The organism is Gimesia sp. (assembly GCF_040219335.1).
GTDB lineage: Bacteria > Planctomycetota > Planctomycetia > Planctomycetales > Planctomycetaceae > Gimesia.
On record NZ_JAVJSQ010000004.1, the window covers coordinates 480,999 to 499,407 of the forward strand.

The following is an 18,409-nucleotide window of genomic DNA, read 5'->3' on the forward strand; positions in this document are numbered from 1 at the left end:
GGTGGTCCCGGATGCAATCCGGGATTGCCGCAGGCAACAGGAAACTGACAGTAACAGAAAGCAAAGTACTGTCGAGGTGCCAGCTCAATAGAACCGTAGGGGCGGTGCCTGTGTGCCCGCCCGCCTTGCGAGTCGCAAATCAATTGATGCTTCGAGTGGAATCGCAGAAAACACCGATCACCATTCCATAAAACTACGGCGCGACCGCACCCACATAGGGTTTCATCCCACCGGGTGCCCCCGCAACTTTACGGGCCGGGTTGTCCGCGGCAGGGGCCAGGAACTTCTCATCGCCGGGCGTGGTGGAAACAAAATCGTTCAACTTCGCGTCCCCCTGTTTGCCTTTGTTCTTGAACAGAGTCAGTTCGTTCGCGGGCACCGGGCTGGGCGCTGTCCGGGAGGAATAGTTTTCCTGGGCTTTCAGAATTTTCCCCCAGAGCTCGGGATTATTATTCTGTTCCACTTTGGCTTCCGCCCCTTCGACAGTCGAGAACAGGTTACGGGAAATTTCAACCAGTTCGCTGTCGGGTGTCGGCATCGCGGTGATCACAATCGCCGAGTTGGTGATAAAGAAAGTGTTATTGGTCAGCTTGAGACTGCTGAAGGTATATCCCAGCGACTCGAACTGAATGCCCGTCATGCTTTCCGAGAAGATACACTCCTTGATCTGCGTGTCCCGCACACTGGAGGAGAACCGGGCACCAACCTGCATCGCTGTCAGGCAGCGGACATTCGCCAGAACCAGACCACGGTTCGTTTCGCCGGTAAAGTCCAGACCGATGGCGTTCGGGCTGCCTGACTTAAGGCTCACATTCTCCAGCAGGAACGGTTCATTCCCCAGACCGGAAACCCCATTTGCCAGGATGCCGGTCTGCTGGAAATCATTGACCTTCAGATTTTTCAGACTGGTTCCCACAAGATACTCAGACAGCTCAATCGCCACCTTTTTCCCCTGGGCACGGATTAAGAATCCGTCGATCGTCAATCCTTCAATTCCCTTGAGATTCAACACCGCCTCCGGCCCCTCGGGAGCCAGAATCACCGGCTTACCGCTCTCGGCCACGATGGTAATTCCCTTGGGATAACTCAGGTCCGAATTATCGATCTGAATCCGCTCTTTGAGTTCCTGGCCGGCGGCCACTTTGATTGTGTACTGTTTACTGTCGACGCCAAAGGTCTTGTCAAAGACGATCTTGATATCTTTCAGAGCCGCAGCAATCGTTTTGTATTTCGCCTCCGGTCCCACCATGATTTCATCCGGCAGGCTGTCCGGTTCGGGCGGTGGCGCCGGTTCGGTCTTTTTATCAGCGACCACTTCCGGGGCGGGCTTCTCATCTTCGCCGCCGGAAAGGGCAAACATCACCACGCCGATAATCAACAGCACCCCAATCCCGCCGCCAATCACTGCAGGCATGATCCACTGACGTCCGCCGATGACAGCTTCTGCGGCAGCAGCCTCTTCTACGACTTCCGCTTCTTCCTCATCCACTTCTGCTTCGAGAATCACAGAATCGTCGGGCAGGGCCTCGCTGACTGGAGCCGGCTTCTTAACGGGCTTCTGCGCCGCCTTGGCCACCGGTTTCGCAACCGGCTTCGCCGTTGGTTTCGCGACTGGCTTTGCGACCGGTTTAGCCACGGGTTTCGCTGCCTGTTTTTCCTGGGGTGGCTCCGGCTTGATTTCTGCTGCCGAAGATGTCACCGCAGAACTGCCGGCAATCCGTGTCGACGCCGAACTGATTTTGTCATCGGGCAGAACCGAAGAGTCACGCACATTGAGACTGGATGACGCTGGCTGCAACAATCCCGGATTCCGTTGTGGTTTGGGAGCCTCGGGTTTCGGGTTCTCTGGTTTGGTTTCGCGGGCGATGCCGGATTCTTCCTTCAGGTTCGACAGGAACGCTGCCAGCTCCGGATTCTGATTCCCTTTCTCCGCACCACTACCACTGCCTTCCCCCTGGGTCAGGCCCACGCCCGATCCGACGCCGCTGCTCAAATTATTCTGCCGCCATTCTTCATCTGTGTGACTCTGCAGCCATTCATACAGGGCCGCCTCGGCTTCGTAGGCTGTCTGATACCGTTCTTCCTTATCCTTGGCCATCATCTTATTCAGAATCTGCACCAGATCATCGGGGGTATCGGGACGGTCATCAGTAACCGGAGGCGGTTCCTTGGTCTGATGCGCCATCAGTCGCTGTGCCAGGGAACCTTCGGTGAAGGGGGGATGCCCCGTCAGCAGGAAGTACAGCGTACATCCCAGGCTGTAGATGTCGGCCCGGGAATCCACCTGGTGACTGTCAATCGCCTGCTCGGGCGCCAGGTAATCTGCCGTGCCCAGCACTTTTTCATCGTGTGCGATCGTCAGCGATTTGTCTTCTCCCTCGTGGAAGAAACGCGCCAGCCCCAGATCGAGGATCTTGACGACCCCTTTTGAATCGACCAGCAGGTTGCCCGGCTTCACGTCGCGGTGCACCATGTCTGCTTCGTGGGCATGCGCCAGGCCATTGGCTGCCTGGCGGATGTAATTCACAGCGTCCCGAAAGTCGAGGATCCCGTTCTTGTTGACGATCTCCTGCAGATCTTTCCCGTCCACATATTCCATGACCAGGAAGTGGATCTCAGCGTCGTTCTCTTTTTCATGATCGACGTCATATGCGCGCACGATATTTGGATGGTCCAGCGAGGCGACTGCCTGGGCTTCGCGATGGAATCGCGCCAGGTAAGAGGCGTCATTGACGCGTTTGGAAGGCAGGACCTTGATAGCACACCGCCGCCGCATCAGCACGTGTTCCGCCAGGTAGACCGAACTCATGCCCCCTTTGCCGACCAGGTCCAGCAGTCGGTATTTTCCCAGGAAAAAACCCTTGTGTTTTCCCTGCAGCAGCTTGTTCGCCTGCCAGCGCGTGAGTAAAGCTCGCCCAATCAGTTCCTCGGCGATCTCACTGGGTTCTCCCAGTTTCCGGTCCTGCTCCTGGTATTCCGCGAGGAGCTTTTTCAGCTGATCGACCGATACCAGACCGCTCTGCTTCACCAGGTTCAGAAAACCCTCGGCCGTTTGTTTACCTGCCATTCTTTACCAATTCGTTCAACGTGTCCATCGATGAAACTCTCATCTGCGCGGGGCTATAGTAACACTCTAGCATCCGATTTAACGACTGACCAGTATTGGTTTAAGGAATATCCTGATTCCCCGTGAATGCAAAATTCGCCACTTGGGGACACCTGGTTTTCATAAATCAGCTCAGACAATTTGAACACTACCGGTTTGCCCCGGGAAATTCAGAACGTGCTCCCATGCCCCTCGTTCTCACGGAAACAGGGATAAAACCGGGCAGAGATTTAAAAAGCAGGGCAATTGACTATAATATTTAGCGTCAGGATTCGATGATTACTTATATAGTACAGATCAGGGACCGGTCTGGCTGCTCACAGGGACGGATCAGGAAAGACACATGAGTACGATTGCACATAAAGAGGAACTACCGCCGGGGCTCGCATTTCTGGGTAACTCCATGTTATTTCTAGGGTTATCCATCTTGGCCCTCTCATTTATCGGAACGGAATGGCTCCCCTTTGAGATGCCACGCTCCTGGTACTCCAGCCCTTCGATCTGGAAACTGCTCGCGCTGGGGCTCTCCGGAGGCGGAGTGGCGGTTCTGCACCAGGTTTCCAAAGTCGAAATGAAAAAACAGCTCAGGCAGCAGCCTATCGTACAAGATGCAGACTGGATGCCCGAAGAACCGGGCCAGCGGTTTGAAAGCCTGACCGTCTACACCAAACACGATTGTCCGCTCTGTGAAGAAGCAGTCGACATCCTGGAAGACTACGCTGCCTACCTGCCAGCCTGGGAAATGATCGATATCTTCAGTGATCCCGCCCTGGTGGAAAAATTCGGAACCTGTGTCCCCGTTGTGCTCATCGACGGTAAAATCCGCTTTCGAGGCCGCATCAACGAAGTTCTGCTCCGGCGGATGATCGTCGCCTCTCCGGTGACCCAGGCCATCAAAAAGAAATGCGGCTGCAACAAGCAGGGTTGTGGCTGCCAGCGGAAGAATCCGGATGCCGCAGCGACGGGTGAATCATCCGGCTGTGGTGGTCAATGCCGTTGTGCATAACGGCGGTAACGGCCTGATTCGGCTCGAAAAACGGGGCAGGGGCCCTAAAATCGGACTGGCAGTTATTGTGATTCGACTTTAAATGAGATAAATTACAGAAATCGAAGTCAGCTATCTCGGGAGTTACAGGCCCGGTATTCATAAACTTTCATCACATTAGGCTTATAGACCATGTCGTCTGAAATCTCATTGAAGAATTCAAAAATCCTCATCGCAGATGATAATCATCAGAACTGTGAACTGCTCGATGCCTACCTGCTGGATGAAGGCTATGAAACGTTCATGGCCTACGATGGGAAAGAGACGCTGGAAAAAGTCGCTGAAATCGAACCCGACCTGATTCTGCTCGACATCATGATGCCCAGGCTCAGCGGTTATGAAGTCTGCGCCCAGCTCAAGCAGAGCGAAGAGACCCGCGACATTCCGATCCTCGTGATCACCGCGCTGAGTGAAATGGGTGACATCGAAAAATCGGTCCAGGCCGGCTGTGATGACTTTTTAACCAAGCCCGTCAACCGCATCGAACTGACGACCCGCGTCCGTTCACTGCTCCGCGTACGTCACCTGACCAATGAACGCGATCGACTGCTGGCCTATCTGGCTGAGGTGGAAGGTTCAACCAATTCCGCTTCCAGTGATTCATAACCCCTCGGTGCAGGCAACCGGGACCCGCTGAAAGTCCGCCTGTATTGATCCTATATAAATACGCTCCACTCCCACTCTGTCGGGATGCTGGACCTCGCTGATCTTTTCGAGCGTCCCCGATATTCGTTCGATCTTTTTAATTAGAAAACTCTCATGAGTGATTCTTCGCCCTCCGTCTCGGAAACGAACGGGGAAACCGACACACCACCGTTACCGCGCGTCCTGCTTAAACCGCGCCGCGCACTTCCGTTCTTCGGTCGACACCCCTGGGTCTTCGCCGGTGCCATCTCGCGCATCGAGGGCCATCCCCAGCCGGGAGAGGAAGTCCTGCTGCAGACCGACCGGGGTGAATTCATTGCGCGAGGCCTGTTCAACCCGAACAGCAACATCCGCGTGCGACTCTACTCGTGGGACGAAGAGCAGCCCCTGAATGACGAACTCTGGATCGAGCGCCTCACACAGGCCGTCGCACTCCGCGAAGAAACCGGGCTCCTGGAAGACTTCGAAACCTCCGGCTGCCGACTCGTCTTCAGCGAAGCCGACCAGCTTTCGGGACTCACCGTCGACCGTTACGGTTCCTGGTTCCTGGTCCAGTTCTCCAGCCTGGCCCTCTCGCAGAAACAGGATCTGGTCATTCGCTTCCTCAAGGATCGCTTCCCCTGCAAAGGCATCTGGCTCCGCACGGAGAAGGGCATGCGTGAAGCTGAAGGCCTGGAAATTTCCGATCAGCTGCTGTTCGGCGAAACTCCGCCGCCGCACTTCTTCCTCGAAGAGAACGGCATTCGCTACGGCATGAACATGGTCACCGGCCAGAAGACCGGGTTCTATCTCGATCAGCGCGACAACCGCCTGGCGGCCGCCCGCTATCTCAAAAATCATCGCGTGCTGGAAATGCACTGCTACACGGGTGCCTTCGCGCTGAATGCCATCATTCATGGACAGGCACAGTCGGTGCAGGCCTTCGACGCGTCCCAGGGGGCCATCGAACAGGCCACCGCCAATGCAGAACTGAATGGCGTCGGCAACCGGATCCGCTTTCAGTCGGGTAAAGCTTATGCGGTGCTCGAACAGTTCAAAGAGCAGGGGGAGCTGTTCGATTCCGTGATCCTGGATCCCCCCAAGATGGCCCGGCACCGCAGTGGGGTCAAGCAGGCACTCAAAGGTTACTTCAGTCTCAATCGGCTCGCCCTGGATGTACTCAAACCCGGTGGCATTCTGGTGACCTGTAGTTGCTCCGGACTCGTCACGCAACAGGACTTTCAGCAGATGCTGGCCTCGGTCGCACAGCAGACCGGTCGCCACATCCAGATCCTCGAACAGCGGGGCCAGCCGGCCGACCATCCGGTTTCCCCCAGTTGTCTCGAGAATCATTACCTGAAATGTTTTATCTGCCGCGTCGCCTGATGATTGACGACCGGCAACGGACTGCTTAAGAAAGAATTTTCCGTTTTTTAAACCCAACCTGAAGACCAGAACCGATGTCGCGACGTTCGAAAAAGAAACAACGCTCACAGAAACTGCAGCCGCCCCCCGAACAACTGCTCCTCGATTTCCTCGAGGCAGACTGGCAGCCGGCGCGGGCACTCTGTTTTCAAACCAACCTGCAGCCGTTCACGATCGAACTCCTGCAGCGTCCCGGCCTGGAAACGCAGCTCGACTGTTTCAGCTTTAACAAATCGGTCAGCACGCAGATTGCAGAACAGGTTACTGAACTCAAGTCCGACGAGACCATCACCATCAGTGCCGGATTTCAATCCCTCTGCGACAGCGAGTTCCCGGAAACCGATTACGATGCCGTCCTGCTGCCACTCTCGCAACAGTTTTCCGATGAATACGTTCGCGATCTGACACTCTCAGCCGTCCGCAGCCTGGGGCAGGGAGGCATGCTGACCATCGCTTCGCCGCGCGACAAAGATTACGAATACCACAAATTCCTGCAGTCGCTCTTTTCCAAAGTCACCCGCGTCGTCTCGGACGCAGGCATTGTTTACCAGGGCAAGAAACAGCAGGACGCGCCGGAGAAGAAAACATTCGAGGATGAAACAGCCATCCGCGAAGGCGAGCGACTGCTTTACGCATACACGCTGCCTGGCGTCTTCAGCCATCGGCGTCCTAACCAGAGTGCCCGCACGCTGATCAAGCTGATGGAACTCACCGATGAATCCCGGATCTTGAATTACGACTGCGGTTCGGGCATCGTTGCTTTCGCCGCTGCCGCCCGATGTCCTAATGCCGATATCCACGCCGTAGACACCAACGCGCGCGCCATCCTGTGTGCAGAGCAGGGGATCGCGAAGAACGAACTCACCACGGTGCGTACGGAACTGATCACCGGGGAAGCAGACATCCCCGAAGAAGCCTACGACTACCTGCTCACGAATAAATCCTACTTCACGAGCGAAGAGCAGGGGGAACAGTTTCTGCAACTCTGCCTGCGGTCGCTCAAACCGGGTGGACTCCTGCAGTTCTCTACCAAGCAGTATCAATGGTACGCCCATCGTCTGCTGGACCTCTTCACCGATGTCGCCATCGATGGGGCAGTACACCACTTCATGCTCGCCGCTCGCAAGCCGGAATAACTACAAAGGACCTCTTTCACTTAAAACAGCTTTGATATATTTGATATAACAGACTTAAATCGAGTCATTTTCTGGCAATCACCTCAGGCTTGCTGTCATTGATTTCCCGTTTTTACGGATATTTTTCTGATCTTTTTCCAAGATCAACCCGTTGACAGCGAACTGCGAGTGTGAAAATATCGCTTTAAGTAACTGAGAAAACCGTCTGCGACGCAATGGAGCGCTGATATAAAGCATTTCAGATTGCTCTATCCAGAAGGAGCCCGTTATGTCATTATTCCTGTCAATTGCTGTCCTCGCTTCCACGCCACAGGATACTCAAAGGAATGAACAGCCAGTCGAGGCTGCAAGACCACAGATGACGATGAATTTTAAGACCTTCGACCAACTGGCCGATTCACTTTCCACACGCGTTGAGACAGGCACACTGCTGTTCAGTAAAGGGGACTGTCTCGCCGTTCGTATATTCACCCAGAGCCCATACACGCATGTCGCCATGATCGTCATGCGAAACGGGGAACCGGTGGTCTATGACAGCATGAACGGGGCAGGGGCCCGCTGCCTGACGTTGAAAAACTACCTGAATACACAGCGTCCCGCCTCGATCCATGTCTTTCACCCACGGTCCGCTTTCACTGCAGAGATGACCGAGGAATACGAACGACTGCTCGATCAGAAACTGGGCACCCCCTATTCCATCAGGCATCACCTCACAGGCAAGCGTTCGAATGGAATTCACTGTGCGGAATACGCCATGGATGCCCTCTCTGCCTGTCACCTGATGCAGGCTAAATCGCCTCCCAAGGTGTCCCCGGCTTCGCTGCTGAAGGGGATCGTCCAGGCAAAACGCTACGTACCCGCGGTTACCTTCGAACTGGAAAAACCACCAGCGATCGTCGAAAAGCCGCGCAACTGGTGTCACCAGATCTGGATCGACACCAAAAACTGCACCTCGGCCTGCTGTGTGAAACTGCGTGGCTGGGTTCTCTGTCAGTAATCACCGCCTGATCACAGCCAGACATCTTCGGCGAAATCTGGAAAGAAGCGGAAACACTGCTTGAAACTGCGCAACCCGTCAGCGAAAATCGGCACAAGAGACTTTTGTACCTTAGTGACCATCTTCGTACATGAAAGCGCCGAAGCAATGCAGACCCGTCTGGCTCAGTTTTTTACATACACTCCTTTGTCCGTTCTGTCCTCCGTTCTTCTGATTACGCTCTGCGTCTCAATCCAGCCGGGCAGGGCACAGCAGCCTGCAGGCGACAAACCCGAGACGGCCTTCATCGAACGCGAAGCCATCACGCTCAGACACCCGCGCGACTATTACGTCCCCCTCAACTTGAAGCCGATCCGGCAACTCTCGATCGCCTCGCCCATTGAAGGGGTCGTTCATACCGTCGATGTGCAGCCGGGAGACAAGCCGGCATCAAAGGCAGTGCTGGTTCGCCTGGAAGCAGCCATTCCGCAGGCAGAAGTCGCCCGGGCCCAGGCCGCCCTCGATCTCGCACGGGAAGAACAGAAAAACGCCACCGGCAAAGCGGCAGCCGTCGCCAAAGCCAGCGTGGCACTCGCGGAAGCCGAACTGAAAATCGCCAACATCCGCCTGGAACAGACCACGATCCGAGCCCCCTTCGAAGGGGAAGTCTTCCGCATTCTGGTCTCCCCCGGCACCTATGTCAGAGCAGGGCAGCCCCTGCTCGAACTGGGGGACACCTCGCAGCTCAAAGTCGAAATCCCCCTCGCACGGGACCAGGCCCTCGTGGGCAACAAAATCAACCTGAGCGTCGAAGAACAGGCCACCCAGGGAACCGTCAATCAGGTGCTGCCCCTGGAGCCCCGCTTTGAAAAACTCAGGGACCTCGCCAACTCGATCACTTCAGCCGTCGTTGTCATGGACAACAAACAGAATCAGCTCAGGCCGGGGCAGTCGGTCAGCGTCAGCCTGATCCCACGCTATCCAATCGCCGAAATTCCCACGGTCGCTGTCCAGAACAGTCCGCAGGGGGAACGCAAAATTCAGGTCATTCGTGAAAATGTGATCAGAGAGCTCACCCCCCAGATTCTGGGACAGGTCGGCCCCGAACGCCTGTACGTTTCTGCGGCGTTTGACAAGGACGATGAGATCGTGGTGAGCAGCACCCAGCCCCTGGCCGATGGCGCCAGTCTGCAGCCGGCGACCACCGTCGGTAAATCAAGCACATCTCCCGGCACACCCACAGGCAGCTCACCCTCAAAACCACCTGAAAAAAAGGTCAGTTTTTAAATCATTTGTTTCGTTGAGCTGACAGCCACGTTACACTATAAAATTACAGAGCAAAGTCCTGTCTCACAGAAATTTCGCAAAGCTCCCTTCACGTTCCCCTGAGAACTCGGGTTTTAGCACCGCACTGTCATCCGTTACAATATAAGTCTGGAATGATTCAGTTGGATCACTAACAAGCAAGAGGTTGCGCAGTGGCTGAAAAAGAAACTACTGAAACAGAAAACGATAAACTCGTTGATGAGTATGAGCTCGTCAGCATGATTGCAGACGGCACATCGACTCAGATCTGGGAAGTGAAAGAACAGGGGGGGGCCACCACATTCGCCATGAAGCGGATGCTTCCGGAAGCGATGAAAAAACCGGAAGTGGTCGCCACGATGAAGCTCGAGGCCAAAGTGGGCGCCGCCGTCGATCACCCCAATCTGATTCAGCTCCACAAGTTCATCAAGAACAAAAAAAACTGCTATCTGGTGATGGACTATTTCCGCGCACCGAACCTGCGGTCGCAAATCTCTGCCGATCGCCGCAGTGTGCAGAACCGGCTCCGCAAACTGATCGAATCTACTGCGATGGCACTGGGCCACATGCACGAGAAGGGCTGGGTCCACAAGGATATCAAACCGGAAAACATTCTGATCAGTAAAAGTTCGGAATTGAAAATCGTCGACTTCGGTCTCGCCGTTCCCGTCGCCAAGGGGATCGGCAAACTGTTTGGAAAAGCCAAGTCGGTTCAGGGAACCCGCTCTTACATCGCGCCGGAAACAATCAAGAAACAGGCACTCGGACCGGGAGCCGATATCTACAGCCTGGGCATCACCATCTTCGAAATCCTGACGGGCAAAACTCCGTTCCACGGCGAAAACCCCAAGGAAGTTCTGCTGAAGCACATTTCCGAACGTCCCGTGCCACCGTCCAGCATCAATCCGAACGTCACTCCGGAAATGGATGAATTCGTGCTGAAGATGCTGGCCAAGAAACCGGAAAACCGTTTCCTCTCGATGGATGAAGTCGTTTCCTCCATCCGCAATCTGAAAATGTTCAAACAGGAAATTGCCGAGCTGCTCGAGCAGGAAAAAGCGGAAGCCGAACAGGCCGAAAAAGACTCGATGCAGGAAAAACGGCTCGACAGCCGCGCCGATGCCAAACTCTCTCAGCTGATGAAAGATGATCCGGAACTGGCCAAGCAGTTGATTGCCCAGCGCAACGCCAACAAGAAATCCAAGCCCAAACCGGAACCACCGCCACAGAAAAAAAACCAAAAGCAGCAGCCCCAACAACCACCACAACCGATGCCCGGCGGGTATCCACCACAGTATCAGCAGCCCATGTATCCGCCTCAGCCGATGCCCGGACAGCCGATGCCGTATCCACCCCAGTACCAGGGGCAGCCCATGCCTCCCGGAGGCTATCCGCCACCCGGGTATCCGCAGCAGCCTTATCCACCGCAACAGCAGCCCTACCCGCAACAGCCGTATCCGCAGCAACCGGGGCCACCTCAACAACAGCAGCCTCCTCAACAACCGCCACAGCCCCCGGCGCCACAGCAACCCGCTCCCGCAGGCCAGCAACCGCCGCCACCGGCTCAAAAACCACCTCAGGCAGCTCCGCCTCAGCAGCAACCACCGGCTCCTCAACAGCCCGCTGCGAAAAAAGAGGCTGAAAAAGAGCAGAAAACCCGAAATGATGATGATCTTCCTTTCATGGAAGAATTGCCGGATGTGTTCTGAAAATATAAAATCTTGCAAGAATTGCTTGCATCCGCCAAAATGCCTGACATGTTTAAATAATTAACTTCTATCTTTTACGTGGTCCCATAGATTATGTCCGTACTTAACCAGCTTCCATTCGAACGTCCCATCTACGAACTGGAAGAACAGCTCAAGAAAATCGAGCAGGAACCCAATCCCACCGCCAACACCAAAGATGCCATTCGCAACATGCGTCTGGAAATCACGCGGATGAAGCGCGAGATCTTTGAGAATCTCGATGCCTGGGATACCGTCAAGGTCGCCCGTCATCCCGAGCGGCCACAGACCCTGGATTACCTCGAACTCGTCTTCGATGAATTCGTTGAGCTGCACGGCGACAAAGCCATGGGGGACGACCGGGCCATCCTGACCGGCTTTGCCAAACTCGACGGACAGAAGGTCATGTTTGTTGGCCAGCAGAAAGGACGTACGCTGCAGGAACGCACCGAATGCTATTACGGCTGTGCTCATCCTGAAGGCTACCGCAAGGCCCTCTCCAAGATGAAGATGGCTGAGAAATTCGGCATCCCGATCATCTGCCTGATCGACACTCCAGGCGCCTATCCGGGCATCAAAGCCGAAGAGCACGGACAGGCCTATAACATCGCCATCAACCTCCGCGAAATGGCACTGCTCAAGACCCCCATCATCTGCGTCGTGATCGGCGAAGGGGGCTCTGGCGGTGCACTCGGCATCGGCATCGGCGACCACATCTCCGTACTGCAGTTTGCCTACTATTCGGTGATCACTCCAGAGGGCTGTGCGGGCATCTTATGGAAGAACGCGAAGTTCGCCAACGAGGCCGCCAAGGCACTCAAATTCACCAGCCAGAATCTGCTCGACCTGGGCATCATTGATGAAGTGATTCCGGAGCCGCTGGGGGGCGCACATCGCGATCATCGCCAGATGGCAACCGCACTCAAGGCGTCGCTCTCGAGCAATCTCAAGAGCCTGTCAGGCCTCCCCAAAGACCAGCTGGTCGACCAGCGTTACGAGAAGTTTCGCAAGATCGGTATGTTCCACGAAGCGGGGGAACCCGTCTAACACAGCGGGTGCGTTTCAGGCCTTTCCATCACCTGTGAATTACAGGTATCCAGAACCACAAACACCTGAAATGCACCCCACCACGAACGTCCGATAATGTCCGTTATGTTAAGTTCGAGGCTGTTTTGGGCCTGTTTTTACAGGGTTTTGAATTTACCCTGTTTCAGCCCCGCTGAATCACCATTACGGCAACTCCATCACTCGCAACACCAGCTCGGAGGCTCTCAGATCAACGCTGATCGCCTCTGATTCTGATCGCAAGCTTTATCTGCGTTGCACGCTCTGCATTCGCTGCTGGAGCGCTGCACCAAGCGAGTTCACAGGCACCCGCTGCAGCTGCAATTGACGCAACACACGCGCGTCTAAAGGCGTAGTCACATCGGTCTGTGGATCGGGGTCTCCCCCGTTCAGCAGCAGGTCCGCTTTCCAGTCTTTCAACACGGCAATCACGATCTGATCCGGCAGTCCGGACAGGTCGAGTTCAAACTCCTCGATCATCGATTTCTGGGCATCAGGATAGTCCGAATAGACGGCCGCAATCTGCTTCAGCAGCTGTGTGCGTTCGCTGGCAATCTGCTGCGATCCATTCGCCCCGAAAGTCGAATTATCCGTGGGTACGGAGACCTGGGGCTGACCTTCTCCCCAGTTGTCTGTCACGGTCCGCAGCACACCCGGAATCTTGGATGATAATTCACTGGCAAACTGCTCCCGATCCTTGGGATCAGTCGCGTTGTAAGCTTCAATAATCTTGTCTTCCAGCTCACCCCTGAGGTAGCTGGGAATTCGTTTCAGAATGTCTTTCAGCAGCGAATCCTGGTTGGTCGTCCGTACGTCCGATCCACTCCCTCCCGGCTTTTCGAAAAACGGGCTGGGCAGATCACTGGAGCCCGGCGGAAACGGATTGTCGTCCCCGTGCTGATGATCGTGATGAAAGGGATCGTCCTCATCGTGGTGCATCGGCACATCCGGATGATCCAGCTTGGCCAGACAGTCATCCAGTACCTCGTGCAGCTCCGCAGGCATCACGGGAGCCATTTCGTTGAGAATCACCGCAGCCGCGTACCCGCTGTGCGATTTGATCACAGCAGCCCGCGCGGTTTCAGAAATCGTAATCAGAAAGAATGTCAGGAACAGACAGAATACCACCCCCTTGAGCAGTCCCAGCAAGGCGCCCAGGTGACGGTCGAATTCATTGAACTTCAACGAATCGATGGCCGTCTTCAGGCTGCGTGCCAGCGTAAAGGAGATAAACGAGAAGCCGATGTAGATCGCCAGCATCGCAATCCAGCGATTGAGCGGCGGTTTCACATTGATCATCGGAGCCAGCTGCACCGAAAGTGATTCGGCGAACGCGAAGCACAGCACCAGCGCGGCTATCGCAGCCAGCTGCCAGACCACACCTTTGGAGGCGCCTTTCCAGACTGCATAAATCAGAATTCCAACAATCAACAGATCAAACCACATCGCGACATCCTGTCTCGTAGTATTGCACATCCATGAACAATGATCGGGGTGGCCCTCCCCCCTGCCGGTACTCCCCCGATTTTTCAGAAATTCGAGAGCAGGGGATTATAGGTAAAAATCAGGGTCAGCGCAAAGCCCAGATTTTTGCCCGGTAATTGCAGGCCCGCCGCGACCGGTCGCCCCATTTTGACATCTGAGCAAAGCAGGGGGCTCTCAGCAAAAAAATTCTCAGCGATGCGAATTCACCGTTTCCAGTAACGATCAAAATAATACATGATCACCTGGCTCAACGAAATTACCAGGACCGCAGTTAGAATGACAAATACGATTAGACTGAAGATGGCGAAAAGCACAAAGGGTGCACTCCCGATTGGCCCAGTTTCACGAATTCCATCAGTGCGTACCGATTCGAACTCTCGAAACAGATAATTCAGTAACACAGGAGGAACGCCGCATATAAAAATCACGAGTGGCAGACTAACCACAATCGCCAGGATTCTCTGATACAGTTTCATCCAACAGTCCTCGCTTCGAGGCAATGCATGCGTTTAAAACTGTTTGCGGCTGTCCAGGAGCAGGGTGATCGGCCCGTCATTCACCAGTTCCACATCCATATGTTCCTGGAAGCGACCGGTTTCGACTTCGATCCCCTGTCCTTTCACTTCGGCCACAAAGCTCTGATACAACTCGTTCGCCTGCTCGGGACGTGCCGCATTCACAAAACTGGGACGGCGCCCCTTGCGACAGTCGCCCAGCAACGTGAACTGGCTCACGACCAGCATTTTCCCGTTCACATCCGCGAGCGCCAGGTTCATTTTCCCGTCCGCATCTTCAAAGACGCGCAGGCCCACGGCTTTCTGTGCCAGGTAAATCACATCGTCCTGCGTATCGCTCTGTTCGACTCCCAGCAGAACCAGGAATCCCTGCTCGATCTGTCCGGTAATTTCACCATCGACGGTCACACTCGCACGGGACACGCGCTGCACAACGGCTCTCAAGTTGTCTCTCCTCGTCAGTCCACTTTCAGATCAGGTCAGTCCGTCATCCCGCGCGAACAGGAAAACGCATCCAGGGGCACATCGGTCGGCTCTTCACAGATCAACTGTCTGATCAACCGCGCCGTGATCGGCGAAAGCTGTAAACCATCCCGGTAATGTCCCGCCGCCATCAGCAGATTTTCAAAACCGTCAACAAAGCCCAGGTAAGGCAGCCCGTCAATCGACCGGGGACGCAGCCCTGCCCACGCACGTTCGAAGCGTGCCTCTTTCAAAGCCGGCACCAGCGCCTGAGCGAACTGAATCAGGCCCGCCACTCCTTCTGCGGTATTCTGTTTATTGAATCCAATATCTCGTTCGGTCGAACCGATCAGCAGTCGACCATCTCTGCGCGGCACCAGGTAGCGTTTCCCTGATTCAATCACGGCCTGGAACGGCAAGCGATCCATCGACAGCAATACGATCTGCCCCTGGATCGGCACCAGCTCACACTTGAGTCCCAGTTGAGTCAGGATCTCGGGAGACCACGCTCCCCCGGCAATGATGGTCCGCCCTGCTCTTTGAATCCCCGCATACGTCCGTACGCCGGTGACCTTTGTGCCTTCCCGTTCGAAGCCCACGATCGGCGTGCCCGGCTCGAGCTTCACGCCCCGCCTGACGCATGCGGCCAGCAGCGCCTGCATGTGTCGAGGATTGCGTACCTGTGCCATGTCAGGCAGATAGAAGCCCGAGGTGATCTGCTCTCCAATATATGGAGCACGTTCCCTCAAGGCACATTCATCGAGCGTCTCCAGTCGCACACCTGCCTGCTGCCATTCGGTGAGATATTCATCCCAGTTCGGCGTATCCGTCGTATAAGCCACGTGCAGGCCGCCACAGTTGAGGTAGCCGTTATCGACACCCGATTCTTCTTTCAGCTGTCGTGACCAGTCCGGCCAGAGAGGCTGACTGGCGGCTCTGAGCATGAGGCGCGCCGTAGTGGCAGATTCTCGATCCGCGGGAGGCAACATCCCTGCCCCCGCCCAGGACGCTTCTTTCCCGAACTGCTGACGATCGAAGACGGTCACCGACAGTCCACGCATCGCCAACTCATAGGCGATCGACAGTCCGATCACCCCGCCACCAACAATATTGACATCCTGCATAAGAATCACGCGCCCTGGTCACACTCAAAATAAACGAAACACGCAGCGCGTCGATTATAGCGGACCGCACCCAGATTCACAGGGCAGCGCTCACTCCCGGCAGACCGGAAATGAGCAATTCATCACACCAGAGACACGCCTGTCTAGTTCGACACGCGGCCGGGACGCAATGTTCGGGCATACGCAGTCGCCAGAGCCCGGATGTTGGTGCCGTACACTTTCGTGACCGCATTCACCGGCGTGGTTCCGCTTTTGAGTTCCTTCAGCAGCGCCGCCATCTTAGGCAGGCCCCCGTTATTGATCAGAAACTCAACCAGCGTGAACCCGACTGCCGTCGTTTCGGATGGTGAGAACGTCCCTTCTGCCACGAGTGCTTCCGGACGCTGCACCTTGGGAGCCGCCTCCAGAGCCTGCTGCCGCAATGATTCGAAATAAGCCTGGCTGGTCGTCGATTTGGATGCCAGCAGCATCCCCAGTCCGCGGGATGCCCACATGGGGACCTCCCCTGCTCCACGCTGAATCGCTGCATTGGTCAATCCGGCCATCAGGTTCGTCTGCAATCCGGGAGAGCTCGCATCTGCCTGATCACCCACATCCTGCAGTACGAGGTATGCATCCAGAGAATTCGGCGTCACCTTGGTATGCCACGTTGTATCGTTGCCCACACGCCGGTCTTCAATCGTCTGGTTGAACTCAGAATAGCCGAAGCGATCCTTGAAGACATAAACGGCCAGCTTACCCTTCCAGAACGGTTTCTGTTTTTCGTTGAACAGCTTTCGCAGATCTTCCACCTGCGTCGTTGCCCAGCCGCTGATCTCCTTCAGACGATCTGCACTCACATTGCCATAAAAGATGAAGTCATCCGTCTCGAGCATTTCCGCCGGATCGTTATTCACGACCCGCTTCCAGGTCGGTTCCAGAGTATCACGACGCAGCTTGGCAAACTCATCAGGCGACATATTCGCCAGTTCCGCCATCCGCTTTTCTTCATCGGTCGGCACCATTTCCCGCAGATTGCCCTTGGCGTCTTTACCGTCGAACTTGGCCCCTTCGGCAATCCAGGTTTTGAGGTCTTCTGCATTCTTGCGTTTCAGCAGCGCCTGTCCCTGGGGCATTTTGATCGGATCCTGCAGACCCACCAGGTGCCAGAGCCGACTGTCGTCCGGCTTGCCGGGTACGATCACTTCCCCGGTATCGCCGCCACGCAGAATGTCTTCGAAAGTGACAACGGAAAAACCACTACGGGGATTGTTGCCACTGTGACATCGCATGCAGAAATCGAGCATCCACGGCGCGATATCATTCATAAACGAGACTTTTTCATCACCGGTTGCGATCACAACTTTCACCGGATTCTTCTTCGCTTTCACCGAGGCACCGATCGGATCGGTCTCTTTAGTACCGTCAAAGCGGGCACCCTCTGCAATCCAGCGGGCAATCAGCTGAATCTGGTCCCGGTCCAGTGCGGGTTGGTTCTTGGGCATCCGCTGATTATCGTCGGGAGTGATCAGCTTGCGAACAATCAGACTCGCATTCGGATTCTGTGGCACCAGCAACAGACCATTGCGGCCCCCTTTTCGCATATTCGCGAAGGTATCCAGTCTCAGATTGGCACTCCCCCGCTGCTCGCCATGACAGCTCACACACTTTTCGTTCAGGATCGGTGCAATCTGTTCTTCGAAGCTGACGCCCTTATTCGCAGCGCCCGGCTTGTTACCGCCGGTGCCCATCGCCTTTTCCAGGAATGTCCGCCGCAACGCGATCAGTTTCTTGGTGCTGACCGACAGCGGGTCCGTTTCGGGAATCATCGCGTCCTGAACCAGCTTGTCAAACTTCCCTTCCTCTTCGTCGATCGCCGCTTTCGCTTCATCAAACTTTTTCTGGCGAATCAGCAGCGAGACCTTCGTCAAATTTTTCTTGATGGAGGCCAGCTCTTTACGCTGCTCGCTGGTCAGCTTGGCTGCGGATACTGAGACCAGGTTCATTCCCAGGACCAGCATGACGACGCAAACCAGACGCATGAAACGGACAGACCAGAATGACATAACTATCCCCGTTGTATTTGAATTCAGATTTTGAGTGAGTGATGAGATCACAGCGGGCGAAGACTCCCCTGCTCCGTCATCCGACGAATTCGACCCTCGTCGATCTCACGCGACGGGTCCCGCAGGTAGCAAACAGCCCAAGTCTATTGTTTTCAGTATAATAGGGCGGCAGGTGAGTTAAAAGATCTGAATCGGCCGAATCGGAAATCTTAACCGCTTCCCTCCCCTGCTCTCTTAAACAAAACCTCCACTTGTCTCCGGGGATTCGCGGCTATTTCGCTGTGCAATCCAGAATCCGGGGATTTTTTCCGGCGATGTTCCAAGACAATCCTCCCCCCGGTTGTCTATAATCAATCCAGTGGAAACATC

Annotated in this window: 13 protein-coding genes; 8 read left to right on the plus strand and 5 right to left on the minus strand. The window is 55.3% G+C overall.

The features are described from left to right. Window positions 1-193: 193 nt before the first annotated feature. On the minus strand, window positions 194-3,067 hold the full coding sequence (locus RID21_RS03050) for a serine/threonine protein kinase (protein ID WP_350187117.1): 2,874 nt from the start codon (window positions 3,065-3,067) through the stop codon (window positions 194-196). A 382-nt stretch (window positions 3,068-3,449) separates the two neighbouring features. Between RID21_RS03050 and RID21_RS03055 the strand changes: the two genes are divergently transcribed. The 8 genes from RID21_RS03055 to RID21_RS03090 all read left to right on the plus strand — a co-directional run bounded on the left by RID21_RS03055 (window position 3,450) and on the right by RID21_RS03090 (window position 12,391). Further along, the gene (locus RID21_RS03055; RefSeq protein ID WP_350187118.1) at window positions 3,450-4,112 is read left to right on the plus strand and encodes a glutaredoxin family protein; all 663 of its coding nucleotides are present in this window, start codon (window positions 3,450-3,452) and stop codon (window positions 4,110-4,112) included. Between the two features lie 171 nt (window positions 4,113-4,283). Next, window positions 4,284-4,757, plus strand: a complete 474-nt coding sequence (locus RID21_RS03060; protein ID WP_350187119.1) for a response regulator — start codon at window positions 4,284-4,286, stop codon at window positions 4,755-4,757. Window positions 4,758-4,910: 153 nt separating this feature from the next. Continuing rightward, the gene (locus RID21_RS03065; protein WP_350187120.1) at window positions 4,911-6,161 is read left to right on the plus strand and encodes a class I SAM-dependent rRNA methyltransferase; all 1,251 of its coding nucleotides are present in this window, start codon (window positions 4,911-4,913) and stop codon (window positions 6,159-6,161) included. A 74-nt stretch (window positions 6,162-6,235) separates the two neighbouring features. After that, window positions 6,236-7,336, plus strand: coding sequence for a methyltransferase (locus tag RID21_RS03070; RefSeq protein WP_350187121.1), 1,101 nt, complete (start codon window positions 6,236-6,238; stop codon window positions 7,334-7,336). Window positions 7,337-7,604: 268 nt separating this feature from the next. Beyond that, window positions 7,605-8,333: a YiiX/YebB-like N1pC/P60 family cysteine hydrolase gene (locus RID21_RS03075; RefSeq protein WP_350187122.1), complete on the plus strand. Its 729-nt coding sequence runs from the start codon at window positions 7,605-7,607 to the stop codon at window positions 8,331-8,333. 114 nt (window positions 8,334-8,447) lie between these two features. Beyond that, window positions 8,448-9,599, plus strand: a complete 1,152-nt coding sequence (locus tag RID21_RS03080) for an efflux RND transporter periplasmic adaptor subunit (protein WP_350187123.1) — start codon at window positions 8,448-8,450, stop codon at window positions 9,597-9,599. 191 nt (window positions 9,600-9,790) lie between these two features. Next, window positions 9,791-11,326 carry a serine/threonine protein kinase gene (locus tag RID21_RS03085; protein WP_350187124.1) on the plus strand — a complete coding sequence of 512 codons (1,536 nt, stop codon included), beginning with the start codon at window positions 9,791-9,793 and terminating at the stop codon, window positions 11,324-11,326. Between the two features lie 93 nt (window positions 11,327-11,419). Continuing rightward, window positions 11,420-12,391, plus strand: a complete 972-nt coding sequence (locus RID21_RS03090; RefSeq protein WP_145440599.1) for an acetyl-CoA carboxylase carboxyltransferase subunit alpha — start codon at window positions 11,420-11,422, stop codon at window positions 12,389-12,391. A 264-nt stretch (window positions 12,392-12,655) separates the two neighbouring features. Here RID21_RS03090 and RID21_RS03095 read toward each other — a convergent pair whose 3' ends face one another. The 4 genes from RID21_RS03095 to RID21_RS03110 all read right to left on the minus strand — a co-directional run bounded on the left by RID21_RS03095 (window position 12,656) and on the right by RID21_RS03110 (window position 18,040). Beyond that, a complete protein-coding gene (locus RID21_RS03095) occupies window positions 12,656-13,855 on the minus strand; it encodes a CvpA family protein (RefSeq protein ID WP_350187125.1) in 1,200 nt (399 codons plus the stop codon). A 548-nt stretch (window positions 13,856-14,403) separates the two neighbouring features. Then, window positions 14,404-14,853, minus strand: a complete 450-nt coding sequence (gene dtd / locus RID21_RS03100; protein ID WP_145039510.1) for a D-aminoacyl-tRNA deacylase — start codon at window positions 14,851-14,853, stop codon at window positions 14,404-14,406. Window positions 14,854-14,888: 35 nt separating this feature from the next. After that, window positions 14,889-15,995 carry a glycine oxidase ThiO gene (gene thiO / locus RID21_RS03105; protein ID WP_350187126.1) on the minus strand — a complete coding sequence of 369 codons (1,107 nt, stop codon included), beginning with the start codon at window positions 15,993-15,995 and terminating at the stop codon, window positions 14,889-14,891. A gap of 143 nt (window positions 15,996-16,138) precedes the next feature. Beyond that, a complete protein-coding gene (locus RID21_RS03110) occupies window positions 16,139-18,040 on the minus strand; it encodes a c-type cytochrome domain-containing protein (RefSeq protein ID WP_350187127.1) in 1,902 nt (633 codons plus the stop codon). Window positions 18,041-18,409 lie beyond the last annotated feature (369 nt).

What these genes read in the sequence shown, in the direction of transcription:
- RID21_RS03050 (WP_350187117.1), bottom strand. Translation starts at nt 3,067, where the DNA reads ATGGCAGGTAAACAAACGGCCGAGGGTTTTCTGAACCTGGTGAAGCAG.
- RID21_RS03090 (WP_145440599.1), top strand. Translation starts at nt 11,420, where the DNA reads ATGTCCGTACTTAACCAGCTTCCATTCGAACGTCCCATCTACGAACTG.
- RID21_RS03070 (WP_350187121.1), top strand. Translation starts at nt 6,236, where the DNA reads ATGTCGCGACGTTCGAAAAAGAAACAACGCTCACAGAAACTGCAGCCG.
- RID21_RS03075 (WP_350187122.1), top strand. Translation starts at nt 7,605, where the DNA reads ATGTCATTATTCCTGTCAATTGCTGTCCTCGCTTCCACGCCACAGGAT.
- RID21_RS03095 (WP_350187125.1), bottom strand. Translation starts at nt 13,855, where the DNA reads ATGTGGTTTGATCTGTTGATTGTTGGAATTCTGATTTATGCAGTCTGG.
- RID21_RS03110 (WP_350187127.1), bottom strand. Translation starts at nt 18,040, where the DNA reads ATGTCATTCTGGTCTGTCCGTTTCATGCGTCTGGTTTGCGTCGTCATG.
- thiO (WP_350187126.1), bottom strand. Translation starts at nt 15,995, where the DNA reads ATGCAGGATGTCAATATTGTTGGTGGCGGGGTGATCGGACTGTCGATC.
- RID21_RS03060 (WP_350187119.1), top strand. Translation starts at nt 4,284, where the DNA reads ATGTCGTCTGAAATCTCATTGAAGAATTCAAAAATCCTCATCGCAGAT.
- RID21_RS03055 (WP_350187118.1), top strand. Translation starts at nt 3,450, where the DNA reads ATGAGTACGATTGCACATAAAGAGGAACTACCGCCGGGGCTCGCATTT.
- RID21_RS03065 (WP_350187120.1), top strand. Translation starts at nt 4,911, where the DNA reads ATGAGTGATTCTTCGCCCTCCGTCTCGGAAACGAACGGGGAAACCGAC.